The sequence below is a fragment of the Kitasatospora sp. NPDC001159 genome (assembly GCF_053598235.1).
Map to the genome: position 1 here is coordinate 1 of NZ_JBSFJV010000071.1, position 22,740 is coordinate 22,740.

Below are 22,740 nucleotides of genomic sequence, written 5' to 3' on the forward strand. Positions count from 1 at the left end.
CCCGCAGTACCTCTCCCGCCGCTCCTAGGCGGCTGTCCCTGTGATCCTTGCCGGGGTCGCGGCAAAACCCCAGAGACAGACCACCTGCGGCCGGCTACCTGGGGAATCAAGGCGGTCGGCGCCTGACGCGTCCGACACGTCAGAACCGGCCTGTGAGGGTTAGGCGGCCCGGGCGTCCTGCGGGACGATCTCGTAGCGCCGGACCTCGGCCCGGACGGGCTTGCTGCGCGATGGGGTCTCCGGCTCAGTGAGCTGCATCATGGTGCCAACGGGCGGGATCTCCTCCCTTGTATCGGCCCAGTCGTCGCCGTCGGGGTCTGTGTTGTCGTCCCGCGCCAGACTCGGCAGGCGCTTCACCCGACCGGCACACAGGTCACCCGGGGCCCAGCCCCGAGAACGTCTACCGAACTGGCAGGTGGCTCTTGCCCCGGGCCCGCACCGACAGATCAGGAATTGAGCCAGGTGATGGTGAACCCGTCGCTGTTGACCTTGGAGTTACTGGTCAACTGGGTGCTGCCGCGTTCGAGGTTGGTGGAGTGGGGGGTCCCCGTGCTCGCGAGGGGCACGCCGTTCGCCGTCGCGTTCCGGAAGGTGATGTGCCCGAAGTCGGCAACGACCGGGATGCTACTGCCGAGGTCCTCGACTATGACCTCAGCCGAGGAGAGCGCATCACTGCCGGTCTCGTGGAAGGTCTTGGACCAGCCCTGGGTGGTGTCGGACTCCGTCAGCGTGAACTTCGTGCCTTGTACGCTGACGGACGCCTTGATGATGTCCCCTGCGTGGATCTTCTCGGTGAAGTAGACCGAGTCCGCCGGGTACATCTCGACCCACGGGTGGTACTCGGCCGCCCCGTTGCTGCAGTCCTGATCGAAACCGATCTGCTCGACGGTGCGGGAGTTGAAGCCGTCAAGGCCGACCCAGGGCGAGACCGCGCTGTTCGGGGTCGCCTTGCAGTCCAGGCTCGGTACCGTCCACTCGGCGCTGACCGACGTGAAGGTCTTTCCGGTGTCGCTGTAGCCGCCCCAGGTCTGGTCGGAGTGCCGGGCGTGGTCGAAGTGCGGAAAGGCGGTGTGGGCGGGCGCGGCCTGGGCCGTCGAGACCGACGAGGCAAGCGCCGCCGCCGTGAGCAGCGTAGCCGCGATCGCGGCCCGGGACATGCCAGTACGGTGTACGTGTCGGGTCACGGTGAATTCTCCTGTTCGGTTGGTGTGAAAGTCGCGCGGCGTGTGAACATGGGGACCCGGTTCGAAAGGCGCGTCCTGGAACCGCACCTTGTGGGGCGCCTCAGGGAGTCGGCAGGTATGCCGGCGCGTCAGCGCGTTCCATGAGCGCGCCTCCGGGGTGAGCGACGGTTGCCGCGCCGTAGCGCAGCGCGCACCTGTGCGCACCGCCGGACCATCAGCTGAACCGGAGGGCCCGGGTGGTGGGGGCTGCGCTGGCCGGGCTGGCGCCCGATCGACTCACCGGTTTGGGTGGGGTGCCGTGGTGGCGGAATGCCGAGGGTGGCCGCACCGGCAGCTGAGGGGCCGAAGCCATCAGGTCAGGGCAACCAGTGCTCGGGCTCAGGTGTGCTTCCAGGTGTCGGTGAAGGAGTCTCCCGAGCCGGAGAGCGGTCCGGGGACCGCGCTCGTGGTGCCGTTGTGGGCCATGGTCACCGTCTTGGCCTTGGCATCGGCGAGCGTCTGGCCGTCAATGGTGGCTTTGGTGAAGGTCACGCTGCCGTAGTCGGCCAGCGGGACGCGGGATCCGTTCCGCGAGGGGGCCTCGGCGATCACCTCAGCGCTGCCGTTGGTGGCGCCCTTGTAGTGGGTGAGGGTCTTGATCTCGCTCCAGCCGCGGGTGTTGTTGGTGAGCTTGGCGGTGTAGTTGTCGGTGCTGCTGTTGTAGACGACGGACGCGGTCAGGCTGTCGCCGGCCTTGACGGTGTCGGGGTAGGTCGACTCCGGGTCCGGGTAGTCCTCGTACCAGGCGAAGTAGCGCGGGGTGCCGTTCACGCTGTTGCACTCGGCCTGGACGCCGGTCTGTTCCACCGTGTGGGTGCCCAGGCCGTCGAGCCCCACCCAGATGGACACCGCGCCGGTGTGCTCGCAGCTCACCTTGGGCTCGACCCAGGTCGCGGACACGGAGTGATACGTCGAACTGGTGGCCGCGTAACCGGACCAGTTGCCGGAGGTGGCACCGGAAGAGGTGCGGCCGGTGTCCGAGGAAGCGGAGCTGGCGGCCGCGACCGGCGCCTGGGCACCGACGGCCAGGGCCAGCAGGGCGGTGGCCGCAGCGACCGCAGCAGCCTTCCTTCGGCCCTCCGGCACACATGAGTGGGGCGTGACGGGCATGGTGACTCCTGTCTGAGGTTCGGCGGCGGGCAGCCGGCGTGATGGGCCGGGCGGCGTCGGAGTTGTGCACGACGGCCCGCCGGATGATCGGGGCACCGAGCCTGCCTCCGGCATGTGATTTGCGTCAACGGCCGTTCGTCAGAAGGTGGTTGTCTGTCGACACGGCTAGTGCGCGGTCACCGTCCGACCTGCGGCGACACGGCCGGGCGACCCGGCTGGTGGGCCAATTCTGTGGATTCGCCAGAGTCGGACGGCACGGATGGTGCCGGCCGCCACGCAGCAGGCCCGCGGCGCAGGAGGCGAATCCACCGAATTGGTGCCGCTCCAGGGCTCTTGACCAGCGACGGCCCGGACAGCACGCAGGCGAACGGCCGACCAGGTCCACCGAGTTGGATCGGCGGATGCCGGTCAGCTGCACCGAGGCATGAACGTGTTGACCTCTCGACGGTCGGAGCGGCACGATCGATCACCACGCGCCTCTGGCTGTCCCGGCACCGGCGTCGGGAATGGCCAGGCGTGCCCTTCCAGCCACCGAGATCCACCGATCGGAGCGGAGCACCCGAGCGAGCTCAGCGCTCGCAGTAGCACCGGCCTGGCCGAGGGTGGATGGGCGTCCTGCACCTGCTCCCACCGGGACAGCACGGTGGCTGTGTGGCAGGGGTGCTCGACCGCAACGCGGTGGCCCATCGCGGAGGTTTCGCCTTCGTCGGCCGCAAGCGGGAACTTGGCCTGCTGCTCGCCGCAGTACGACGCCCACCCGCGGTGGTCCTGGTAGAGGGAGAGGCCGGGATCGGCAAGTCCCGCCTGGTCCACGAGGCCACCGCCGCGCTGGGGGCCGGGGAGCCCGTGGTGCTGACCGGCTCCTGCCACCCGTTGCGCGAGCCATTTCCGTACGGATACGGCGAACGCCAGCATGGCGATCAGCGGAATCGTCGCGAGCACGGCCAGTTTCTGGGTGATCCTCACCGAGCCCGTCCCTCTCGCTGCCGACTTCCTCTCGGGAACGCCGAGACGCGCAGTGCGCGCAACGGCTGGATGGTCGCCGCGCGGAGCTGGCGAACGATCATGTGTGCCGTTTTGGTATGGCGTATGACGAGGTGATGCCCGGCAACCTTCGATGGCCCCATCCCTGGACTGGCAGGTGCATCTGCTGCTGGCAGGTTCCCGGCGCGGTCGGCCGAGCAGTCGGGGCGAAGGCAGGCTACTCACCCGACGTCGCTGGTGGACAGGTACTTTCGACAATGGCATAGCGCCGTGTACCGACGGTTGCTGGTGGCCATGCGGCGCGGGTGTCTGGCCTGTGCGCGGGGGTCTGTCGGTGTCCGGCGGACGGCGTGAAGGGCCACTGGAAGGGCAGCCCGTGCCGAACTCCCGGTCGTCCATGACCTGTTGCACCGTGACCACGGCCCGACGGCCCGGCCTTCCGGCTGGCACACCGCCTCGATGTCATCGTCCTCAGCCGGGACCGGGACACATCACCCGATCGGCTTCCTGGTGGCTCCACACCCGCGATGCCGTTCAGGGGGGCCGCATCGGTGCCGCCGGTGAAAAATATGCACAGATATCCGGTCTTGGCGAGTCTGCCGGGTAGATTCCGCAACTCGGAGAGACTGCCGACACGGTGCGGTCCCAGTGGAAGCGGGTACAGGGTGCGCAACCAATCTTTGAGCAGGGCCGGGGCTGCCGTGGGAACGGAGGTCGCCCAGGCGCTCCGCTCCGGCCCCTTCGATCTCGCGTTGCGGACCGCGATCCGCGAGCAGGGCCTGAGCCTGGACACCATCCAACGGCGGTTGGCCCGCCGTGGCATCCAGGTGAGCGTGTCCAGCCTCAGCTACTGGCAGTGCGGCCGCAGCAGACCCGAGCGGGCGGCCTCGCTGGACGCCGTACGCGCGCTGGAGGAAGTCCTGGAGCTGGAGCGCCACTCGTTGATCGCGCTGCTCGGCCCGCGCCGGCCGCGTGGGCGTTGGGTCGACCACGTTCCGGGCTCGCTGGACCACCGCCGGGCCTACGGCGATCAGGCCGTCGAGCGGGTCCTCGCCGACCTCGACCCGCGGGCCAATACACGGGTGGAGACCCTCCACACGCGCATCGACGTGCACATAGGGCCCGGGCGCGAGGAGCGCCAGGTCGATGTCCTGCAGATCGTGCGAGCGCTCGACCGGGGCGCGGACCGGCTGGTCCTGGTCGCCCGGGCCGAGCCAGAGACGTCGGCCGGCGCCGATCTGTTCGGACTGGTCGGCTGCCGCCTCGGCCGGCGTCGCATCGATCGCGAACACGGCTTCACCGCTGCCGAGTTGCTGTTCGACCTTCCGATACCACCGGGCGGCAGCACGATCGTGGAGTACAGCTACGCGTATCCGTCCTCGCATGTCACCACCGAGTACGAGCGGAAGGTGTGCGTCCCCGGCCGGAACCTGGCGCTGCGGGTGAGGTTCGACGCCGGCATGCTGCCGGCCGGCTGTACCGCGGCTTGGCGGCCGCACCACGACGCGCCGGCGCAGACGGTCCAGGAGGTGGGGATCTCCTCCTCGGGCCAGGCGTGCCTGGTGGTCCCCGACGTCGCTCCCGGGGTGCACGGGCTGTACTGGGAGTGGCACGACGCCCCGCCGGTCGGAGGGTCAGGCTGAACTCGCGGGCGGGTGAAGGGCGTCGAGTTCGCCGATCGCTGCCGACACCTCGTCGGTCAGGCCTGCGGCCGTCTCCGCGAGTGGCTGGCCGCCGGTCTCGGCCAGCCACTCGATCCGCTGGCAGCGGGCTGCCAGCGAGCGGGCGCCGACGGTGGCCGCGGCCGACGCCAACCGGTGCGCGGCCGCGCCGAGGGCGGGCAGGTCCGCCTCTTGGACAGCGGTGGCCACCGCCTGGGCGAGATCGGGTGCTGTGGTGGCGAAGGCCTTTGCCGCAGCCGGAAGGGCCCCACATACCAGCAACTCGTCCAGCACCTCGCCGTCCCAGTCGACGTGCCCGACCGCCGGTCCCCGGGGCACCGCAGAGCCGGAATCGCCGCCCGGCGCGCAAACGGCTGGCGCTCGGTTGCCGCGCTGCGCGCCCTCGGCACCGCCGCGCAGCGCGGCGATGAGCGTCGGCCAGTCGACGGGCTTGCCGATCACGGCCTGGATCCCGGCCGCTCGGCAGGCGTCGAGCGCTGCCGGGTCACGCTCCGCAGTCACGGCGACCACGGGTGGCGCGGTGTGGCCCGCCTCGGCGCGGATCGCTGAGGCGGCGGCGAGTCCGTCCGATCCCGGCATCCGCAGATCCATCAGCACCATGGCGTACCTGGTCTTCCGGACGGCGGCCACTGCCTGCTCCCCGTCCGGCACGGTGTTCACGGTGAATCCAGCTGCCCCCAGAACGTCCCGGGCCACCTGTCGGCAGACCTCGTCGTCATCGGCGACCAGGATGTTCCCGCTCACCCCGTCCAGCCCACCCAGCCCTTTCAGGACAGGTGGCATCGCGAGCTCGCGTGGCCCGGGGGCCGGCGCCAGGCCGAGGGTGAACCAGAACCGACTGCCTCGCCCGGGCTCGCTCTCCACCCCCATGCGCCCGCCCATGGCAGCCACCAGTTCCCTGCTGATGGCCAGCCCCAGCCCGTCTCCCGTCACCGCCTGACGCGATCCGGCGAATCGTGTGTACTGATCGAAGATGCGCTTCTGCTGCTCCGGTGTCAGCCCGGCCCCGGTGTCGCTGACCTCGAACCGGACCGCGTACCCGCCGGGTCCGGCCGCGTCGGCGACCAGATCGACCAGCAGGTCCACCCTCCCGTGCGGGGTGTACTTCACGGCGTTGCCCACCAGGTTGACCAGCACCTGTCTGATCCGTCCGGCATCGCCGACCAGCCGGCGCGGGACCTCCGGGGCGGCCTCCGTGCCCAGCTGGAGCCCCTGATCCGCCGCCTGCGGCGCCATCAGGGCGAGCACCTCCGTGCACAACCGGCGCGGGTCGAAGGAGGTCTTATGCAGCGCCATCCTGCCCGCCTCGATCCGGGACAGGTCCAGCAGGTCGTCCACGATGGTGAGCAGGGCCGCGGCCGAGCTTCGGGTCACGGCAGTGTAGCGGCGCTGGCGGGCGTCCAGTCCGGTGGCCTCCAGTAGCTCGGTCATGCCGACGATGCCGTTCATCGGTGTCCTGATCTCGTGGCTCACCTCGGCCAGCAGGGTGGACTTCCGCTTGGAGAGCCGTAGGGCCTCGTCCCGCGCCGCCTGCAGGGCGTCCTCGGCCCGGCTGCGCGCCCAGGCCAGCCGGACCTGGACGGCGAGCCCGATCAACAGGACCGTGCCGAGCAGCAGGACCGCGCCGACCACGGCCGAGCGCAGTGTGCGCAGCGGGGCGAGGGCCTGGCTCTCGGACACCGTCGCGGTGGCGATCCAGCCGAAGCCGGGCACCGGCTCGGTCGCCGTCAGGACCCGGCCGTGGCCGCCCGGTGGCCGGCCGGACGTCGAGACCGCGACGGGCACGCCGGCTTGGTCGGTGATCACCAGGCCGACACCCTGCGCCGCGGCGACCCGGTCGGTGAACGCCTGCAGCGCGTCCAGGCGGTAGGCGGCGGCGAGCACGCCGCCGAGGCTGCCGGCCCGGTCGTGGACGGGCGCGGCGATCACCACCGCCCGCCCGGTGCCCGGCGCGGCGGGCGCGTATCCGGCGGACAGGTAGGTCCGTGGGCTCGCCAGCTCGGCCCGGAACCAGTCGGTCGTGGTGGGAGTGCGCAGGTAGCCGAGGTCCGTCGAGTCGGCCAGCGGGTGGCCGCCGAGGTCGCACAGCAGCACCTCGGCCACCCCGGGTTGGGAGCTGCGGAGTTGGTGGACCTCCTGCATCGGTGACTCACCCTCGGCGATGTGCTCCGGGTCGGACAGGTACGCGGCCAGTGCCGGGTCGTTCGCCGAGGCGGTGACCAGGTCGCCGAGCGCTGACAGTCGGTCACCGGTGACCACGGCGCTGGTGGTCGCGGTGGTGGTGAGCCCGGTGCGGACCTGCCGGCGTACCGCGTCCTGCGCCGACGACAGGCAGAACTGGGCCAGCGCGAGCAGGGGCAGCAGCCCCCACGCCACGTACAGCACGGCCAGGCTGAGCACCGGCCGCCGCGGCCCCAGCAGCTTCGCCAGGCGACCAGTTCGTCGCGCCATCCGGACCACCTCTCGCCGACCCGCGGGCCGCGCCTCGGCCCGGTTCGGCGCATTATGGTGGACCGTCACGGGCCCCGGCCAGCTGCGACGACGGACCGGCGGTCCGTGGCCGGGTCCGCGTGGTGCAGGTATTCAGCAGGAGCAGACTTGATCGCGACTCTCATCGTCGAGGACGATCCCGTGGCGTCCGCCGTGCTGGCCCGCTTCGTGGTACGTGTGCCCGGCTTCACCGTGGTGGGAGTCGCCGCCTCGGCCGCAGCCGCCCGGGCGGTGCTCGCGCAGCGCCGCCCGCAGCTGGCCCTGATCGACATCGGCCTTCCGGACGGCAACGGTCTCGAACTCGCGGCGGAGCTGCGTGCCGGCCGAACCGGCACCGACGTGATCGTGGTGACCGGCAGGTCCGACCTGCCCGCTGTACGGACCGCCGTCCGCAGTGGCGCCCTTCACTACCTACTGAAACCGGTGCGGCTGGCGGTCCTGAGCCGGCTGCTGCACCGGTACCAGGCACGCCGTCAGGAGCTGGCCGTGGAAGGGCCGCTCTCGCAACTCCAGCTCGACCGGGTCTTCGGCACCCTGCACGGCCCCGCAGAGCGACTGCCGAAGGGCCTCAGCGGGCCGACCCTGGACGCGGTCCAAGAAGCCCTGCGGAGCGAACCGAACCTGTCGGCTGCCGAGCTGGCCGACCGACTCGGCATCAGCCGCTCCACGGCCGGTCGCTACCTGGAGCACCTGGTCCACAGCGGCGTGGCCGATGTGGAGTTGCGGTACGGCCGGCGGGGCCGGCCGCAACGCCGCTATCGGGCGCTGGACTGAACAGCGCGGCCTGGCCCGCCGCACACGTGCCCGGCGCCCGATGAGGGCAGCGGCGAGTACCACATGCGCGCTCGGGGCTGGTGGCGGCTACCGGCGAAGAGGCGGCCCGTCTCGGTGGATCAGCCCCTGCGGGGCGGGCCGTCATCACCCCGGCCGGTTCTGGCGAATCCACAGAATTACCCATCCGACGGTTTACCAGGTGGTATTGCCGCAGCTCGGAACCCATCCGAGCATCGCCGCGTCGACAGACGACTCGGCGCCTGCGAACGTCAGTTGACGTGCATCCGCACTGCAGGAAAGCTCGACGACCTGAGCCCGGCGCCAGTTCCTTCCCGGCCCGCCGGCGGCGGAAGCGCGTTCACCGACGCCTGGAGGCACGCCTGAGCAGCGCTCGGCCCACCGCTCAACCGACCCCGGTCTCATCCCGCCTCCACTTCCCCAAGGAGACAAGCGTGTTCAAGAAGCTCGCCATCGGCCTGGTTGCCGGTGCCGGACTGTTCGCCACCGCCCTCGCGCCCTCGGCCCAGGCGTCCACCCTGCCCAGCGAGAGCAAGTGGGAATCGGATGTCCAGGCCGTCGCCAAGCCGCTCATGAGCTACGTCCAGCAGCGGCTGGCCGGAAGCAAGCCCAGCGACCGCCTGGCGCTGGTCCTCGACATCGACAACACCTCGCTCGCCACCCACTACGACCCCGGCAAGCCCGTCAAGCCCATCCTGGACGTCACCCGGTACGCCCACCAGCACGGCGCCGCGATCCTGTTCGCCACCTACCGGGACAGCGGCTCCCGCCAGTCCACCCTCAACGAGCTCCGCAACGCCGGCTACACCGTGGACGGCCTGTGCATGCGAACCAAGAGCAGCACCGGCAAGGCCGAGGTCAAGCTCTCCTGCCGCGAGTCGTTCGAGAAGCAGGGCTACACCCTCGTCGCCAACATCGGCAACAACGACACCGACTTCCAGGGCGGCCACTACGAGAAGGGCTTCGAGCTGCCCAACTACGGTGGAGCGCTGAGCTGACGCCACACGCCGGCGGCGTCGGCAGGCAGCCCGGCACAGGCGCCGGACGGCGGTGCCGATACCAACGGTGCGTGGAATCCCGTCACAAACGCCCCCTGACCGCCCGCAAGGCGGCCAGGGGGCACGCTCGCGACGGTCCCGAGCCTCCGAAGCCGCGCGGCCCGGCCTCACAAGCCGTCAGTGTGGGCCCACCTCTCTCGCCGGTCCGGTTTTCGGGCGGCCGTGTGGTGGATCGGCTGCGGGGGAAGCCTCCGGTGGCGGGCTGAACCAGGTCGGACCCGTTCCGGTGACGGTCAGCCGGCCGCCGACAGGGCTTCGGTCGGGTGCAACCGGGCGGCGCGACGGGCGGCCTGGGCAGTGACCCCCGGCGGTCTGCTCCTCGGGAACGACCGCGCTCCGGAGGATACGGGACCACGCCGGCCGCTAAGGCAGCGACTTCGTCAGCGTCTCGAAGCGCAGGTCCGCCCGGCGCGGGATGCCGACGCTCTCGTCGCCGTACGGGAACGGGCTGTAGAACCCGGTCCGGCGGTAGCCGCGGCGCTCGTGCCAGGCGATGAGGTCGGCGCGCTGCTCGATCACCTTCATCTCCAGCACGGCCACGCCCCACTCCTCCCCCGCGATCCGCTCGGCCTCGGCCAGCACCGACCGGCCGAGGCCGCCGCCCTGGCGGCCGGGGCGCACCGACAACATGCCGAAGTAGGCAAGGTCGCCGCGGCGCTCCAGCTGGCAGCAGGCGAGCAGTTCGCCGTCCCGCTCGGCGACCAGGACGACGCCGTCGGGGTGTCCGACCACGGCGGCGACCTTGTCGGCGTCGGTGCGCGGCCCGTCGAGCAGGTCGGCCTCGGTGGTCCAGCCGGCCCGGCTGGCGTCACCGCGGTAGGCGGACTCGACGAGGGCGACGAGCGCGGGCACGTCCGCGACGGTCGCCGGGCGGTAGGCGAGCGGGTGGTCGGTCTCGGTCATGGGGGCGGTCCTTGCTCTTGTCTGTCGCGATCGGCCCAGGTGGGACGGCCTTCCGGGCATCGTGCCGCAGCCGTCCCCGCCCCATGACGGACGGGACCTCCGGACAACGGGCGGACGGCCGGGGCGCGCGGTGACCCGAGACCTCAGCCGCCGAGGAGCAGCCGCTCCAGCGCCGCCCGGGCACGGGCGTCGGAGCGGGCCCGGGCCGTGACGGCCGCGGCCAGCTCCCGCGTCCACTCGTCGAGCGGCACCGGCCGTCGCGACAGCACCACGCCGCGCACCACCCGGCACACCTCGCCCGCCGCGCGCCCCTGAGTCACGGTCAGGCTCAGCCGTTGGTCGTCCATCGAGACGTCCAGCCGCTCGATCCGGCCGGGCCGGCCGGCCATCCGGTCGGCCATGCTGCGCTTGCGCTCGACCACCACCGCGTCCGCGGGCAGCGCGTCCGCGAGCGCGCCGGTCAGTACCCGGGTGTACACCTCCAGGTCGGCGGCGTCCCGGCGGAGGGCGGCCGCCAGCAGGTCTATCGAGCCCGGGTCCTGCGCTGCCGGTTCGAGCTCGCCGTGGTCGGTCATGTCTCTCCTCGGTGCGGTCGATCGACGGGGCGCCCGTCCCGTCCCTGCGCAGCCTAGCCGTCCAGGCTCAGCACCATGGTGGGCCGTTCGATCTCGTGATCGGCGCGCAGCGGGCGGACCGCGGTGCCGATCGCGAAGAACTCGGTGGTGTGGCCGCCCCAGCGGTGGTTGTGCGCGTTGAGCTGTACGCCGACGATGCCCTCGGCCTGCAGTTCCTCGGCCTCGGCCTGCATCCGGGCCATCGCCAGCTCGCGGGCGTCGTAGAGGGCCTGGGTGTACGGCTCGATCTCCACGTTCTTGCCGATGTTGGAGAAGACCGCGCCCATCTTCTGGTGCGCGATGTGGTAGACGCAGGTGCCCATGGTCATGCCGAGCGGCGCGTAGCCGGCCCGAATGAGGGTCCAGAAGTCCTGGCCGGAGAGGTCGGAGGTGAACGGCTGGCCCTTGTTGTTGCGCCAGCTGGTGCCGCCGGGCGCGGGCTGGTCGGCCTTGACGGCGGTGCCGATGGCGATGAACTCGGCGATGTCCGAACCGAATTCCCGCGCCTCCACGCTCAGTCGGACGCCGACGATGCCGTCCGCGCCCAGTGTCGCGGCTTCGGCCTCCATCCGGGTCATGGCGAGTTCGCGCGCGTGGTACATGGCCTGGCTGAGCGTCTCCAGCTCCTGGTTCTTGCCCCAGCGGCCGAGCTGTATGCCGACGTGGTAGATCGAGCTGCCCAGGACCAGGCCGATCGGTTGGAACCCGGCCTCGCGGACCAGCAGGAACTCGTTGACCGACAGGTCGCTGGTGAAGATCGAGCCGGGTTTGCCGGGCTGCAGCTCGGCGAGGCGCCGCATCGCGTCGGCCGGCACTCCCTGTGCGGCGGGATCGAAGGTGCTCATCTGGTCAATCTCCCCTGACTGTGCTGATGACGTCCGGTCTGGTGACGGCACGCCGTTATCGGCGGCCCGCCTGCGCGAGGCGGCGGCGCAGCCGGTCGCCGCCGCCGTTCAGCGGCATGACCGTGAGGATGCGCGGCTTCGCGGGTCTGGTGGCGAAGCGGGCGATCGCTGTGCCGAGCAGCGTGCTCTCGACGATGTGGTCGGTCTTGTTGTCGCTGCTGCCGCAGCGCTCCTCCCGGACCCGCAGGTCGCTGTCGGCGAGGATCACGCCGTCGCCGCCGTGTTCCACGGCCTGGCGGTGCAGCTGGGTCCTGGCGTCGGCCCGGACCTGCCGGACCAGGTCCGTCCAGCCGTCCATCTCCTGGTTGGACCAGGAGAACGTCTGCCGGCGGGTCCGGTAGTCGTCGTGGCGCACCCCGATCGACATCCCGACCAGCAGGTCCACCGGCACCCAGCCGGCCGTGACCAGCTTGGCGAAACTCTGGCCGTCCAGGTGCGAGGTGAACGGGCGGCGCGGCCGTACCTGCCCCGAGGCGCGGATCGCGGTGCCGATCACCTTGAACTCCAGGCAGTGCGGCGCGGCCGGGAAGGGAGCCATCGTCAGCTGCGCCGCCACCACGCCGTCACCGCCCAGTGCGGTGCACTCGGCGGTCATCCGGTCCAGAGCGGTACGCCGTGCGTCGTCCAGCACCTGCACCAGCTTGGCCGAGGGCGCGCGGTTGCCCGACAGGGCGATGGGGACGACGCTGTTCCCACCGGTCGTCCAGCCCTGGTAGGTGCAGCTGTGGTAATTGGGGGCCCACATGTCGCCACCGCTGACGCGGTAGACCGCCGACCCCATCACCTGGCCGACCGGCTCGAAGCCGACCGACCTGATCGCGGCGAACTCGCCCGTTGACAGCGCCGACGACCAGGTACCACCGGCCCGCCCCTTGGCGACCCGCGCCGCCGCCATGGGCGGCAGCCCCGCACTGCTCCAGGACTCCGTCATGGCGTCCACCCCCGTTTCCGTCCGGCCGGTCCGGCGCTGAGGTCCGACCAGGCACCCTATGCGCAGTTACGGACGCGGCGACAGAAGGGTCGGGTTCCACCGCCCGACGCGACGGCCAGCCCGGCCGCAGGCCGACCGCCGAGCGGTCCCGCCCCGCGCCACCGCGGACACGCCGCGCTCAAGGGCCAGCCGCCCGCCGGCCGCGTTCCCGACCTCACGGGACAGCACAGCTAGTACTGCATCACAGTTATGGATGGGCTCGTTGTGATTGGGTTGGCTCGTGTGTGTGGATCTCGGGGTGGGTCAGGTTGATGCCTGGCGTGAAGTGTTGGGCGGTCTGCATGCGCGGTTCGCTGGGCGTTTTTCCAGGTCGGAGCCGCGTTCACGTGCCCTGTCGTTTATGTCGGGGCTGATCGCGCCGCTGGAGCGGAAGAACGGGTGGACCCTCGCGGAGCGCGCGGGCGAAGGACATCCGATCGGGATGCAGCGCCTGCTCGGCGGGGCGGACTGGGGGTCCAATCAGTTCCAGGACGGGCACCGTCTCCTGGACCTGCACAAGATCACCGTCACGCCATTGCCTGGAGCGCCCGCCCGCACCCTGGAGCAGCTGAAGGCCCGTGGGACGCCTTTCGAAAGTCATCCCACAAATCAAATCTGGCAGTTATTCAATTACAAGCCCCGGCGGTGCCGGAGTACTGGCGCTGCACGCCAGCGGAGACCGTGCCCTTCTTGACGAAGCCCGTGTCACCGATGACCAAAACGCCGTCTGGAAAGCCGAGTTGTTCAGCAACGTAGGCCTGTAGGTCGTCGCGGACCTCGTCCGCGTCCCAACGACTCCAGGACAGCAGATACTGAAGGCCGTGAGGCGCTCGATGCCCGGCATACTCGGCCAGCTGCCAGCTGTTCTTCCGACCCACCGGGCCCAGCAGCCCACACACGTAGTCCCCCATCCGGCGCCGGGGCTCCACCCGGGTGAAGCGGCCCCCAATCCGCAGGAAGAGCTCGTTGAGTTTCCGATCCCACACATCCGTCGGCAGATCATCGCTCACAACGGTGCCTTCTCCGCGCCGTTGTCATTACATGCGGCGCGGCCACCCGTGGGCGGGACGTCCACGTCAAAGCCGTCCCGCCCACGCGGAAGTCCCGCTACACTCCCCGCCACCAGGCCGTTGACCAGGGCAAATGCAGAACTCTCACTGGAGTACTAGAAGGCTTCCACAGGTGGTCAGAGGCCGAGCAGGCCCGGGTCGGCGGCGAGGGCGCGCAGCGGCTCGCGCGGGTCGATGACCAGCCGGCGCTCCGCCAGGTCGAGGATGCCGCCCACGCCGGTGATCTCGGCGGCGAGCACACCGTCCTCGCGGATCAGCCGCTGCACCACCTGGAAGGTCTTGCCGTCCCGCCAGGCGAAGGCGCAGCTGATGTCCACCGAGTCACCGGCGCGCAGCTCCCGCAGGTACTTGACCGTGGTCTCCAGGACGACCGGTCCCACGCCCTTGGCGACCAGATCGGCCTGCCGGATCCCGGCAGCCTGGAGGTACTCCCAGCGTGCGTGCTCGGCGTACTGGAGGTAGACCGACTGGTTCAGGTGGCCCTGGGTGTCGGTCTCATAGCCGCGGACGGTGACCCGCGTGGTGAAGTCCTGGTCTGTCATGTCCCGAACGGTACTCCGGCCGGACGGATGACACCGCGTGTCGTCCGTCACCCCGGTGATCACCGCGCCCAGCCAGGCGTCCAGGTCCCGGCCCCGGAGCGGCCGGCCGCTGGGGCGGCGAGGTGGGCACGGAGGGTGGCCAGCGCCGGGTGGGGGTTGTCGCGGTGCCAGAGGAGCGAGTGCGGGTAGACGGGCGTCGGGTCGGTCACCGGGATGCGGCGCAGGCCGTGGCCGGCGGGCCAGACGAGGCGGGTCTGCTCGCTCATGAAGGTGGCCAGGGCCGGGGTGTCGGCGATGGTGTCGAGGAGCGCGTCCGAGCCGAAGTTGGGGCCAGTCGCCTCGATGGTGAGGCCGAACTCGGCGACGAGGTCCTCGTAGTAGGCGGCCCACTCGCTGCCGGGGAGGATGCCGGGCATCCAGATCCGGTGGCCGACCAGCTCGGCGACGGTCACCGACTTGGCGCCCGCCAGCGCGTGGGCGGGGCCGGTGAGGAGCTGGAGCGGCTCGTCGAGCACCCGGACGGACTCGATGTCCTCGGGAAGGGGGCGGCCGGGCGCGGCGACGGCACGGAAGGACGCGTCGATCGCACCGGATCGGATGGAGGTGACGGCCGTCTCGATGTCGAGCAGCATCAGCACGTCGAGGTCGATCTCGGGGTGCGCGCTGTGGAAGCCGCGCATCAGGCCCGACGCCGCGCCGCGTGAGGCGATCACGTCGACGCGCAGGGGACGGCGGCCGACGCGCACGGACGCGACCGCGCGCTCGACGGCGCGCAGAAGGTCGCGGGCGTGGGGCAGGAACGCCTGCCCGTCGATGGTGAGCTCGGCGCCGCGCGGTGTGCGGGTGAACAGTCGCACGCCGACGTCGCGCTCCAGCGCGGCGATGCGCTTGGAGACGGCCTGCTGGGTGATCGACAGGTCGGTGGCGGCCTTCTGGAACTGGCCCCCCTCCGCGACGGCGACGAAGGTGCGTACGGCTTCGAGATCCACGTCGACCCAGCTTAGTGAACAACGGATGGTTGTGCAGGGTCGGCAGGGCGGTTGTTTGACCTGCGGCTGTGCCGCTCGCTTAGCTCTCACCGGTCAACGTCGGTTTGTTCGGGTGAGACATCGAGGAGCGCGCTGAGCATGGTGGGCAGGAGGCCGTTGGGCCGGAAGTTCGGCTGGCTGTGGGCGGCGTACGCGGTGAGCGCGTACGGGTCCGGGTTGGGGTTCGGGGCATTACCACTGATCGCTGTGCTGGTGCTGCACGCCGGCTCCGCCGAGGTGTCCGCGCTGTCCGCGGTGGGGCCCGCGATGGGCGCGCTGGTCGCGGTGCCGCTCGCGCCGTGGGTGGAGTTCCGGCGCAAGCGCCCGGTCATGATCGTGATGGACCTGACCAGGTTCGCGGCCATTGCGACGATCCCGGTCGCCTATGCCTTCGGTCGGCTCGGTTTCATCCAGTTGCTCGTGGTCTCGGCCGTGGTCGCCGCGGCCAAGATCGCGTTCAACGCGGCCAGCGGCGCCTACCTCAAGGCCCTCGTCCGGCCGGACGCCCTGCTCGCCGCCAACGCGCGGTTCGAGTCCACCAACTGGAGCTCCATCGCGGTCGGGCCACCGCTGGGCGGGGCGGCGATCGGCCTGTTCGGGCCGGTCACCACCGTGGTGGCCGACGCGCTCAGCTACCTGCTCTCCGCGCTGGGCATCACCGCGATCCGCGGCCGGGAGGAAGCGCCGCCACCGACCGGCAAGAGCCCGGTGCGGGCGGGCGCGGTGCTCGAAGGCTGGCGGCACATCATGGGCGATCCCGGTCTGCGGGCGCTCTACCTCAACAACATGCTGGTCGGCGGCCTGATCATGGCCACCGAGCCGCTGCTGGCCGTGCTCCTCCTCCGCCAGCTCGGATTCCCGCCGTGGCAGTACGGCCTCGCCTTCGCCGCCCCCTGTCTCGGCGGACTCATCGGCTCCCGGCTGGCCCAACGGGTCGTGACTCGCTACGGCCGGCAGCGGGTCTTCCGGACGGTCGGCACCCTGCGCGCCGTCTGGCTGATCGGCCTGGTCTTCGTCCGTCCCGGCGTCGTCGGCCTCGCCACCGTGATGGCCGTCGAGCTGGCGATCATCATCAACATGAGCCTGTTCACCCCGGTGCTCGCCACCTACCGGCTCGAACGCACGCCCGACCACCTCGTCGCCCGCACCCTCTCCGCCTGGTCGATCGGCCAGCAGGCGGCCATCGCCGTCTTCACCACGCTCGGCGGGCTACTCGCCGACGCCACCAGCCCGCGCGCCGCTCTCGCGGTCGCGGGACTGCTCATCCTAACCACCCCGCTCCTGCTCCCCCGGCGCGACCAGACGGCGCAGCGCGAGCCGGAACTGTCCCCCAGCCACTCATGACGCACCGCAACTCGCCGCAGAAGCGGCGACAAGGAGGAAACCCGCGTGAGCACCGCCCCCGCACTCGACCCCGCGCACACCGCTCTTCTCGTCGTGGACTACCAGCCCGCGATCCTGGCCGTCCTGCCCGGTAACGGAGACCGCGAGGCCTTGCTCGGCCGCGTGGAAGGGGCCATCGCCGACGTTCGTGCGAAGGGCGGCACCATCGCGTACGTACGCGTCGGCTTCACCGAGGCCGACTGGGACGCGATCCCGGCCGCCAACAAGTCCTTCGCCCCGCTGGCCCGACACCGGGTGATGCACCACGAGGACCCCGCCGCAGCCATCCACGAACGCCTGGCTCCCCGGGACGGCGACATCGTCGTGCGCAAGACCCGGCACGGCGGCCTGTCCACCACCGACCTCGACCGGCGGCTGCGCGAGCGCGGTATCACCACTCTGGTCGTCTCCGGCATCACCACCAGCGGCGCCGTCCTGTCCACGGTCGTCGACGCGGCCGACCGTGACTACCTGCTCTACGTCCTGTCCGACGGCGTCGCCGACCCGGACACCGGAGTCCACGACGTCCTGCTCCAGCACGTTCTCCCCGCACGGGCCCACCTCGTCGACACCGCCGAGCTGCACGACCTGCTCCGGGCTTCCTGACTCGGACCACACGCGGATCCCACGGCCGCCGCACCCACCCGGTGCGGCGGCGTCCGACCAACCGGACACGCCCTACGGCAGGGTGAGGATGCGCGGGCCGTCCTCGGTGATGGCGACGGTGTGCTCGACGTGGGCCGCGCGGCTGCCGTCGACGGTGCGCAGGGTCCAGCCGTCCGGGTCGGTGTCGTAGTCGTCGCGGCCGCCCGCGGTGAGCATCGGCTCGATGGCCAGCACCAGGCCCGGGCGCAGCGGGTAACCCCGGCCCGGTCGGCCGTCGTTGGGCACGTGCGGGTCCTCGTGCATCCGGCGCCCGATGCCGTGCCCGCCGAAGCCCTCGGGCGTCCCGTACCGCCCGGCCCGGGCGACGGCGCCGACGGCGTGGGCGATGTCGCCGATCCGATTGCCGACCAAGGCGGCGGCGATCCCGGCCTCCAGGGCGCGCCGGGTGGCGGCGATCAGCTCGGTGTCCTCGGGGCGGGCGGCGCCGACGGTGAAGCTGACGGCCGCGTCGCCACACCAGCCGTCCAGCACGGCCCCGCAGTCGATGCTCACCAGGTCCCCGTCGCGCAGCCGGTAGCCGTCGGGGATGCCGTGCACGACGGCGTCGTTGACGGAAGCGCAGATGACGGCGGGGAAGGGGACGGGCGCGAAGGACGGCCGGTAGCCGAGGAACGGGGAACCGGCCCCGGCCTCGCGCAGCACATCCCGCGCCACCTCGTCCAGTTCCAACAGGCTGACGCCGACCGCCGCCTCCCGCCGCACGGCCGCCAGCGCGTTGGCGACCACCCGCCCGGCTTCGCGCATCGCGGCGAGGGCGGCGTCCGACTTGAGTTCGACCATGGTGAATCACTCCCCTGGATCCAATTCTTATACCGGTATTTGTATCACGGCCTGGAGGGGAGTGAAGTCGCGTCAACCCCCCAGCCTCGGGGAGAGGTCGGCAACTACTCGGCGTGACGCGCCAGTTGACGCACCGGTGGGCCACACTCCCTCGCCTCGGCGGGCTGCAACGGCTGGTGAGGCCTCTGGCCTGGGGAAATGCGCACGCTCGCTGGGCTCGCGATCCGCTAGGGTTCGGCGGCACCATCCGATGATCTGATCACGAGGAACCAACGTGACGACCCCGCCGCTCCCCGCCGTCGACGACACCCCGAAGCCGGCCGAGCCGCTCGCCCCGGAGTCCGAGAACCACGAACTCCCGGCCCCGGCCGAACCCTCGCGGCTTCGCCGCCTCGGCAAGCGCGTGGGGGGCCCGCTCCTCCTGGTCGCGCTGATGGCCGGGGGCCTGATCGTCTCCGGCAACGCCAGCAAGTCCGAACCGGCCGCTTCGAAGGCCGGTGACTGCGTGCACGACATCGGCGACGGGAAGAAGCCGAAGATGGAGATCGTGGCCTGCACCAAGCCCAACGCGGACTACAAGGTCACCAAGGTCTCGCATGATGGCAGCGCCCAGCACGCGTGTGACTCGGAGCCGGAGGACGTCTTCGGCTCCTACAGCGAGGAGCGCAACACCACCGTCGTCATCCTCTGCCTGGCTCTGAACGCCGAGCGGCCGGGAGGCCCGGCCCCTCTCCCCAACTGGCCCGGGGAGCACTGATCCGCCCGCGGGGCGGAAGGGCCTAGACTCGACGCCATGGTGAGGACTCCGCTGACCCCGTGGGAGCGCGAGCGTGGGGAGCGCTTCGGTGCGCTGCTGCGTGAGGCGCGTGGTGAACGCAGCATGGTCGAGGTGGCGGCGGTGGCCGGTGTCTCGGCGGAGACGCTGCGGAAGATCGAGACGGGTCGGGCACCAACGCCGTCCTTCTTCACCATCGCGGCGCTGGCCTTCGCGCTGGACCTCTCGCTGGACGAGCTCGCGGCCACCTGCACGCTGCCCGAGGACGGCGAGGCGCTCTCCGCGTAGCGCACTCTCCGCCTGGCGACGACGGCGGCAGCCCGCCAGGCGGAGAGTGCGCGGGCGGGCCGCCGCCGGACGGTCGAACCGGTCAGCCGACCGAGCTGTTGTAGCTCTCGATCGCGGGCTGGAGCTCCTTGACCGCGTCCGCCAGGGCCTGCTGGGCGGTCTTGCTGCCGGCAACGGTCTGCTCGACGGCGGTCTCCACGCCCTTGCGGGCCTGCGGCATCGCACCGAGCAGGCAGCCCGCCGTGGCCGGGGTGGGCTTGGTGGCCTTCAGCTGGTCGATGGCGGTCTGGAACTGCGGGTACTTGGCCACCCACTCCTTGTCCTTGGGATCGTCCAGGGACTTCTTGTTGACCGGGAAGTACCCGGTGCCGGTGTGCCAGGCGGCCTGCTGCTCGGGGGAAGTGAGGAACTTCTCGAACTCCCAGGCGGCGCGCTTCTCGGCGTCCGAGTGGCCGGGGCCGCTGATCCACAGCGAGGCGCCACCGATCACCGGGCCGCCCTGGTCGGCGGCCGTGACCTTGGGGAAGGCGGCGGTGCCGACGCCGAACTTGGCGGCCTCGGTGTAGCCGCGCAGCACGCCGGTGGACTCCAGGTGCATCGCGACCGTACCGGCCTTGAAGGCGGCCTGGGCGTCGTCGGTGACCCGGCCGGTGTTGGCCGCGTAACCGCCCTTGACCAGGTCGGCCCACCACTGCACGATCTGCGCGCCCTGGGCGGAGTCGAAGACGACCTTGCCCGCCTTGTTGCTGCGGCCGTTGTCGTTGTCGCAGTACATCGTGCCGGACTCGGCGAGCAGCTCCTCGACGAACCAGCCGTAGATCGCCGCGCCGAAACCGTAGCGGACGGTCTTGCCGTCGACGTCCTTCTTGGTCAGCTTCTTGGCCATGTCGGCCAGCTCGCCCAGGTCCTTGGGCGGCTGCGCCGGGTCGAGACCGGCCTCCTTGAACGCGTCGGTGTTCAGGTAGAGCAGCGGCATCGAGGAGTTGAACGGCATCGAGACCAGCTTGCCGCCGGCCGAGTAGTAGTTGCGGATGTTGGGGTCGAGGTCGTCCAGCGAGAAGCCGTCCTTGTCCACGAAGGCCTGGGCCGGGACGGTCTGCTTGGAGTCGATCATGAACCGGGTGCCAATGTCGTAGACCTGCACCAGGGCGGGGGTGCCCTTCTGCTGCACCGACGCCTTGTACTTGGCGACCAGCTCGTCGTACTTGCCCTGGAACTGCGCCTTGACCTCGATCTTGCCCTGGTGGGCGGCGTTGAACTGGCTGACCAGACCGTTCAGCACGTCGGCGTTCTTGCCGGTCATGGAGTGCCAGAACTCGATGCCGGTGACGCCCGAGGCCTGGTCGAGCGCCTGGGCGCCGGGCGCGGCGGCGTCGGAGGAACCGCCCGAGCCGGAGCCGGAGTCGGAGGAGCTGCAGGCGGTCAGGGAGAGACCGGCCACCAGCAGGGCCGCGAGCGCGCGCGCACTCTTCTTCACGAGGGTTCTCTTTCTCTGCGGAAGTTCCTTGCGGAAGCGGGACGGACGATCCAGCACGGGGCCGGTCAGCGGACGGCGCCCGCGGTGAGGCCGCGGACGATGAAGCGCTGACCGAAGACCACCAGGGCGAGGGTGGGCAGCAGGGACAGCACGACGCCGGCCAGGATCAGCCCGGGGTCGGCCATCTCGGAGTCGCGCAGCGAGGTGAGGCCGATCTGCAGGGTCTGCATGTTCGCCGTACGGGTGATGATGAGCGGCCAGAAGTACTGGTTCCAGGCGGACAGGAAGACGTAGATCGACAGCGCGGCCAGGGCCGGCTTGTTGAGCGGGACGACGATCCGCCACAGGAACCGCCAGTGCCCGGCGCCGTCGATCCGGGCGGCGTCGCGCAGTTCGCCGGGCAGCTGCCGGAAGGACTGGCGCAGCATGAAGGTGCCGAAGCCCGAGGCGAGGAAGGGCAGCACCAGGCCGAAGTAGGTGTTGCCGAGGCCCCAGTCCGACAGGGTCAGGTAGTTGGGGATGATGATGGCCTCCCACGGGACCATCAGCGTGGCCAGGAACACCCCGAACACCACGGCCCGCGCCTTCAGCGGCAGGAAGACGAAGGCGTACGCGGCCAGGATCGAGGTGAACAGCTGGGCGAGGGTGATGACGGTCGCCGTGATCGCCGAGTTGACGTACTGGCGGGCCAGCGGGATGGTGTCCACGGCGCCGGCGAAGTTCCGCCCGGTGACCGAGTGCGGCACCAACGCCGGTGGGTAGGAGAAGAGTTCGGACGGGTCCATGAAGGCGCCGGCGATCGCGTAGTACACCGGGAAGGCCACGGTGACCACGGCGACGGCGAGCAGCAGGTGGACGGCGGCGCGGCCGAGCAGGTCGCGCGGGGAGCGCCCGGCGAGCGCCCGGGTGCGCGGGCAGGGAGCCTCGGTCTCACTGACGATGGTGGTCATGCGTAGTGCACCTTCCGCTCCAGGACGCCGAACTGGACGGCCGTGCAGGCGAGGACGACCACGAGCAGCACCACGGCCTGGGCGCTCGCCGCGCCGAAGTCGCTGGAGTTGTAGGCGAAGGCCTTCTCGTAGACGGAGTAGACGAGGGTCCGGGTGGCGCCGTCCGGCCCGCCCTTGGTGAGGATGTGGATCTGGCCGAAACTCTGCAGTGCGTGGACGGTGGAGACCACGGTCAGGAAGAAGAGGTTCGGGCCGAGCATCGGGACCGTGATCGAGCGGGCCAGCCGCAGGCCGGAGGCGCCGTCGATGCGGGCCGCCTCCACGATCTCCCCCGGGATCGAGCCGATGCCGGCGGAGAGCACCAGCACGTTGTAGCCGAGGTTCATCCAGATCGTGGTGACGGCCACCGAGACCAGGGCGTACCGGGAGTCGGTGAGCCAGCCGATCGGGCCGAGACCGACGTGCGAGAGCAGGCCGTTGAGCACCCCGCTGGCGGGGTTGAAGAACACCGCGAAGACCACCGAGGCGTTGGCCACCGAGAAGGCGAAGGGCAGCGCGAAGGCGGAGCGGAGCAGCCGTACACCGCGGATCCGGCTCTCCAGCAGCAGCACCAGCACCAACGCGCCGAGCACCCCGGGCACCACGGTGAGCAGGGTGAACAGCGCCGTGGTACCCAGCGTCCGGCCGAAGTCGGCCGAGCCGAGCAGATCGGTGTAGTGCTTCATCCCGACGTAGCGGGAGGGCGCGCCGAAGAGGTCGTTGGCGTGCCCGCTCAGGTAGAGGGTCCGGCCCAGCGGGTAGCCGATGAAGAGGACGAACACCGCCAGGGAGGGCAGCAGGAAGGCCCAGGCGAGCCCGTGTTCACCCCAGCGCCCTCCCCGATGTGGTCGTGGGCGGCGTCCCGGCAGGGGCCCGGTGTGCGGTGCGGTCGGCATCGGTTGCGCGTCCGCCTTTCGTGTGTCGGTTCCGGCCGAAACCGTGTCTTGCCCGAACGACGGCGCGGAAACCTCATGGTGATCGGCGAGTGTCCTCGGGCTTACGCGTTCGCGT

The 22,740-nt window shown here is 70.9% G+C and carries 21 protein-coding genes and 2 pseudogenes; 9 read left to right on the forward strand and 14 right to left on the reverse strand.

Features of this window, described 5'->3' with window-relative positions; translation table 11 throughout:
* Positions 1-446: 446 nt before the first annotated feature.
* Positions 447-1,184 (reverse strand): G1 family glutamic endopeptidase, encoded by a 738-nt coding sequence (locus ACWC9T_RS29180; protein WP_449824035.1) that lies wholly within the window; start codon positions 1,182-1,184, stop codon positions 447-449.
* A gap of 378 nt (positions 1,185-1,562) precedes the next feature.
* Positions 1,563-2,333, reverse strand: coding sequence for a G1 family glutamic endopeptidase (locus ACWC9T_RS29185; protein WP_449824036.1), 771 nt, complete (start codon positions 2,331-2,333; stop codon positions 1,563-1,565).
* A gap of 606 nt (positions 2,334-2,939) precedes the next feature.
* On the opposite strand from ACWC9T_RS29185, the gene ACWC9T_RS29190 reads away from it, so the two are divergent.
* Positions 2,940-3,434 carry an AAA family ATPase gene (locus ACWC9T_RS29190; protein ID WP_449824037.1) on the forward strand — a complete coding sequence of 165 codons (495 nt, stop codon included), beginning with the start codon at positions 2,940-2,942 and terminating at the stop codon, positions 3,432-3,434.
* A gap of 584 nt (positions 3,435-4,018) precedes the next feature.
* Positions 4,019-4,960: a hypothetical protein gene (locus ACWC9T_RS29195; protein WP_449824038.1), complete on the forward strand. Its 942-nt coding sequence runs from the start codon at positions 4,019-4,021 to the stop codon at positions 4,958-4,960.
* Here the strand turns inward: ACWC9T_RS29195 and ACWC9T_RS29200 are convergent.
* Positions 4,952-7,450, reverse strand: a complete 2,499-nt coding sequence (locus ACWC9T_RS29200) for an ATP-binding protein (protein WP_449824039.1) — start codon at positions 7,448-7,450, stop codon at positions 4,952-4,954. The two genes, ACWC9T_RS29195 and ACWC9T_RS29200, sit on opposite strands and share 9 nt — an antisense overlap.
* Before the next feature lie 147 nt (positions 7,451-7,597).
* On the opposite strand from ACWC9T_RS29200, the gene ACWC9T_RS29205 reads away from it, so the two are divergent.
* Entirely contained in the window at positions 7,598-8,263 is a 666-nt protein-coding gene (locus ACWC9T_RS29205; RefSeq protein ID WP_449824040.1) for a response regulator, read from the forward strand.
* 452 nt (positions 8,264-8,715) lie between these two features.
* The gene (locus tag ACWC9T_RS29210) at positions 8,716-9,279 is read left to right on the forward strand and encodes an HAD family acid phosphatase (protein WP_449824041.1); all 564 of its coding nucleotides are present in this window, start codon (positions 8,716-8,718) and stop codon (positions 9,277-9,279) included.
* 423 nt (positions 9,280-9,702) lie between these two features.
* Here the strand turns inward: ACWC9T_RS29210 and ACWC9T_RS29215 are convergent, their stop codons facing one another.
* The 4 genes from ACWC9T_RS29215 to ACWC9T_RS29230 all read right to left on the reverse strand — a co-directional run bounded on the left by ACWC9T_RS29215 (position 9,703) and on the right by ACWC9T_RS29230 (position 12,692).
* Complete coding sequence (locus tag ACWC9T_RS29215; RefSeq protein ID WP_449824042.1) at positions 9,703-10,242, reverse strand: GNAT family N-acetyltransferase; 540 nt, start codon at positions 10,240-10,242, stop codon at positions 9,703-9,705.
* Between the two features lie 143 nt (positions 10,243-10,385).
* On the reverse strand, positions 10,386-10,817 hold the full coding sequence (locus ACWC9T_RS29220) for a hypothetical protein (RefSeq protein ID WP_449824043.1): 432 nt from the start codon (positions 10,815-10,817) through the stop codon (positions 10,386-10,388).
* A 53-nt stretch (positions 10,818-10,870) separates the two neighbouring features.
* Entirely contained in the window at positions 10,871-11,701 is an 831-nt protein-coding gene (locus ACWC9T_RS29225; protein WP_449824044.1) for a heavy metal-binding domain-containing protein, read from the reverse strand.
* A gap of 55 nt (positions 11,702-11,756) precedes the next feature.
* Positions 11,757-12,692, reverse strand: coding sequence for a heavy metal-binding domain-containing protein (locus tag ACWC9T_RS29230; RefSeq protein ID WP_449824071.1), 936 nt, complete (start codon positions 12,690-12,692; stop codon positions 11,757-11,759).
* A 298-nt stretch (positions 12,693-12,990) separates the two neighbouring features.
* Here ACWC9T_RS29230 and ACWC9T_RS29235 point away from each other — a divergent pair.
* A pseudogene (locus tag ACWC9T_RS29235) lies at positions 12,991-13,233 on the forward strand (IS701 family transposase); the annotation flags it as partial.
* A 136-nt stretch (positions 13,234-13,369) separates the two neighbouring features.
* Here ACWC9T_RS29235 and ACWC9T_RS29240 read toward each other — a convergent pair.
* The 3 genes and pseudogenes from ACWC9T_RS29240 to ACWC9T_RS29250 form a co-directional block, all read right to left on the reverse strand.
* Positions 13,370-13,729, reverse strand: a pseudogene (locus ACWC9T_RS29240) (transposase); the annotation flags it as partial.
* A gap of 188 nt (positions 13,730-13,917) precedes the next feature.
* Positions 13,918-14,343, reverse strand: a complete 426-nt coding sequence (locus ACWC9T_RS29245) for an acyl-CoA thioesterase (RefSeq protein ID WP_449824045.1) — start codon at positions 14,341-14,343, stop codon at positions 13,918-13,920.
* A 59-nt stretch (positions 14,344-14,402) separates the two neighbouring features.
* A complete protein-coding gene (locus ACWC9T_RS29250) occupies positions 14,403-15,332 on the reverse strand; it encodes a LysR family transcriptional regulator (protein WP_449824046.1) in 930 nt (309 codons plus the stop codon).
* Positions 15,333-15,470: 138 nt separating this feature from the next.
* On the opposite strand from ACWC9T_RS29250, the gene ACWC9T_RS29255 reads away from it, so the two are divergent.
* Both ACWC9T_RS29255 and ACWC9T_RS29260 read left to right on the forward strand, forming a co-directional pair.
* Positions 15,471-16,715 (forward strand): MFS transporter, encoded by a 1,245-nt coding sequence (locus tag ACWC9T_RS29255; protein ID WP_449824047.1) that lies wholly within the window; start codon positions 15,471-15,473, stop codon positions 16,713-16,715.
* A gap of 45 nt (positions 16,716-16,760) precedes the next feature.
* The gene (locus tag ACWC9T_RS29260; RefSeq protein WP_449824048.1) at positions 16,761-17,360 is read left to right on the forward strand and encodes a cysteine hydrolase family protein; all 600 of its coding nucleotides are present in this window, start codon (positions 16,761-16,763) and stop codon (positions 17,358-17,360) included.
* Between the two features lie 72 nt (positions 17,361-17,432).
* Here ACWC9T_RS29260 and map read toward each other — a convergent pair whose 3' ends face one another.
* Positions 17,433-18,200, reverse strand: a complete 768-nt coding sequence (gene map, locus ACWC9T_RS29265; RefSeq protein ID WP_449824049.1) for a type I methionyl aminopeptidase — start codon at positions 18,198-18,200, stop codon at positions 17,433-17,435.
* 274 nt (positions 18,201-18,474) lie between these two features.
* On the opposite strand from map, the gene ACWC9T_RS29270 reads away from it, so the two are divergent.
* Together ACWC9T_RS29270 and ACWC9T_RS29275 are read left to right on the forward strand one after the other, a co-directional pair.
* A complete protein-coding gene (locus ACWC9T_RS29270) occupies positions 18,475-18,957 on the forward strand; it encodes an LppU/SCO3897 family protein (RefSeq protein ID WP_449824050.1) in 483 nt (160 codons plus the stop codon).
* Positions 18,958-18,993: 36 nt separating this feature from the next.
* Positions 18,994-19,263, forward strand: a complete 270-nt coding sequence (locus tag ACWC9T_RS29275; RefSeq protein ID WP_449824051.1) for a helix-turn-helix domain-containing protein — start codon at positions 18,994-18,996, stop codon at positions 19,261-19,263.
* 82 nt (positions 19,264-19,345) lie between these two features.
* Here ACWC9T_RS29275 and ACWC9T_RS29280 read toward each other — a convergent pair whose 3' ends face one another.
* The 3 genes from ACWC9T_RS29280 to ACWC9T_RS29290 form a co-directional block, all read right to left on the reverse strand.
* The gene (locus ACWC9T_RS29280; RefSeq protein WP_449824052.1) at positions 19,346-20,740 is read right to left on the reverse strand and encodes an ABC transporter substrate-binding protein; all 1,395 of its coding nucleotides are present in this window, start codon (positions 20,738-20,740) and stop codon (positions 19,346-19,348) included.
* A gap of 65 nt (positions 20,741-20,805) precedes the next feature.
* A complete protein-coding gene (locus tag ACWC9T_RS29285; protein WP_449824053.1) occupies positions 20,806-21,690 on the reverse strand; it encodes a carbohydrate ABC transporter permease in 885 nt (294 codons plus the stop codon).
* Positions 21,687-22,625 carry a carbohydrate ABC transporter permease gene (locus ACWC9T_RS29290; protein WP_449824054.1) on the reverse strand — a complete coding sequence of 313 codons (939 nt, stop codon included), beginning with the start codon at positions 22,623-22,625 and terminating at the stop codon, positions 21,687-21,689. Before ACWC9T_RS29290 ends, ACWC9T_RS29285 begins: the two co-directional genes overlap by 4 nt.
* Positions 22,626-22,740: the final 115 nt, after the last annotated feature.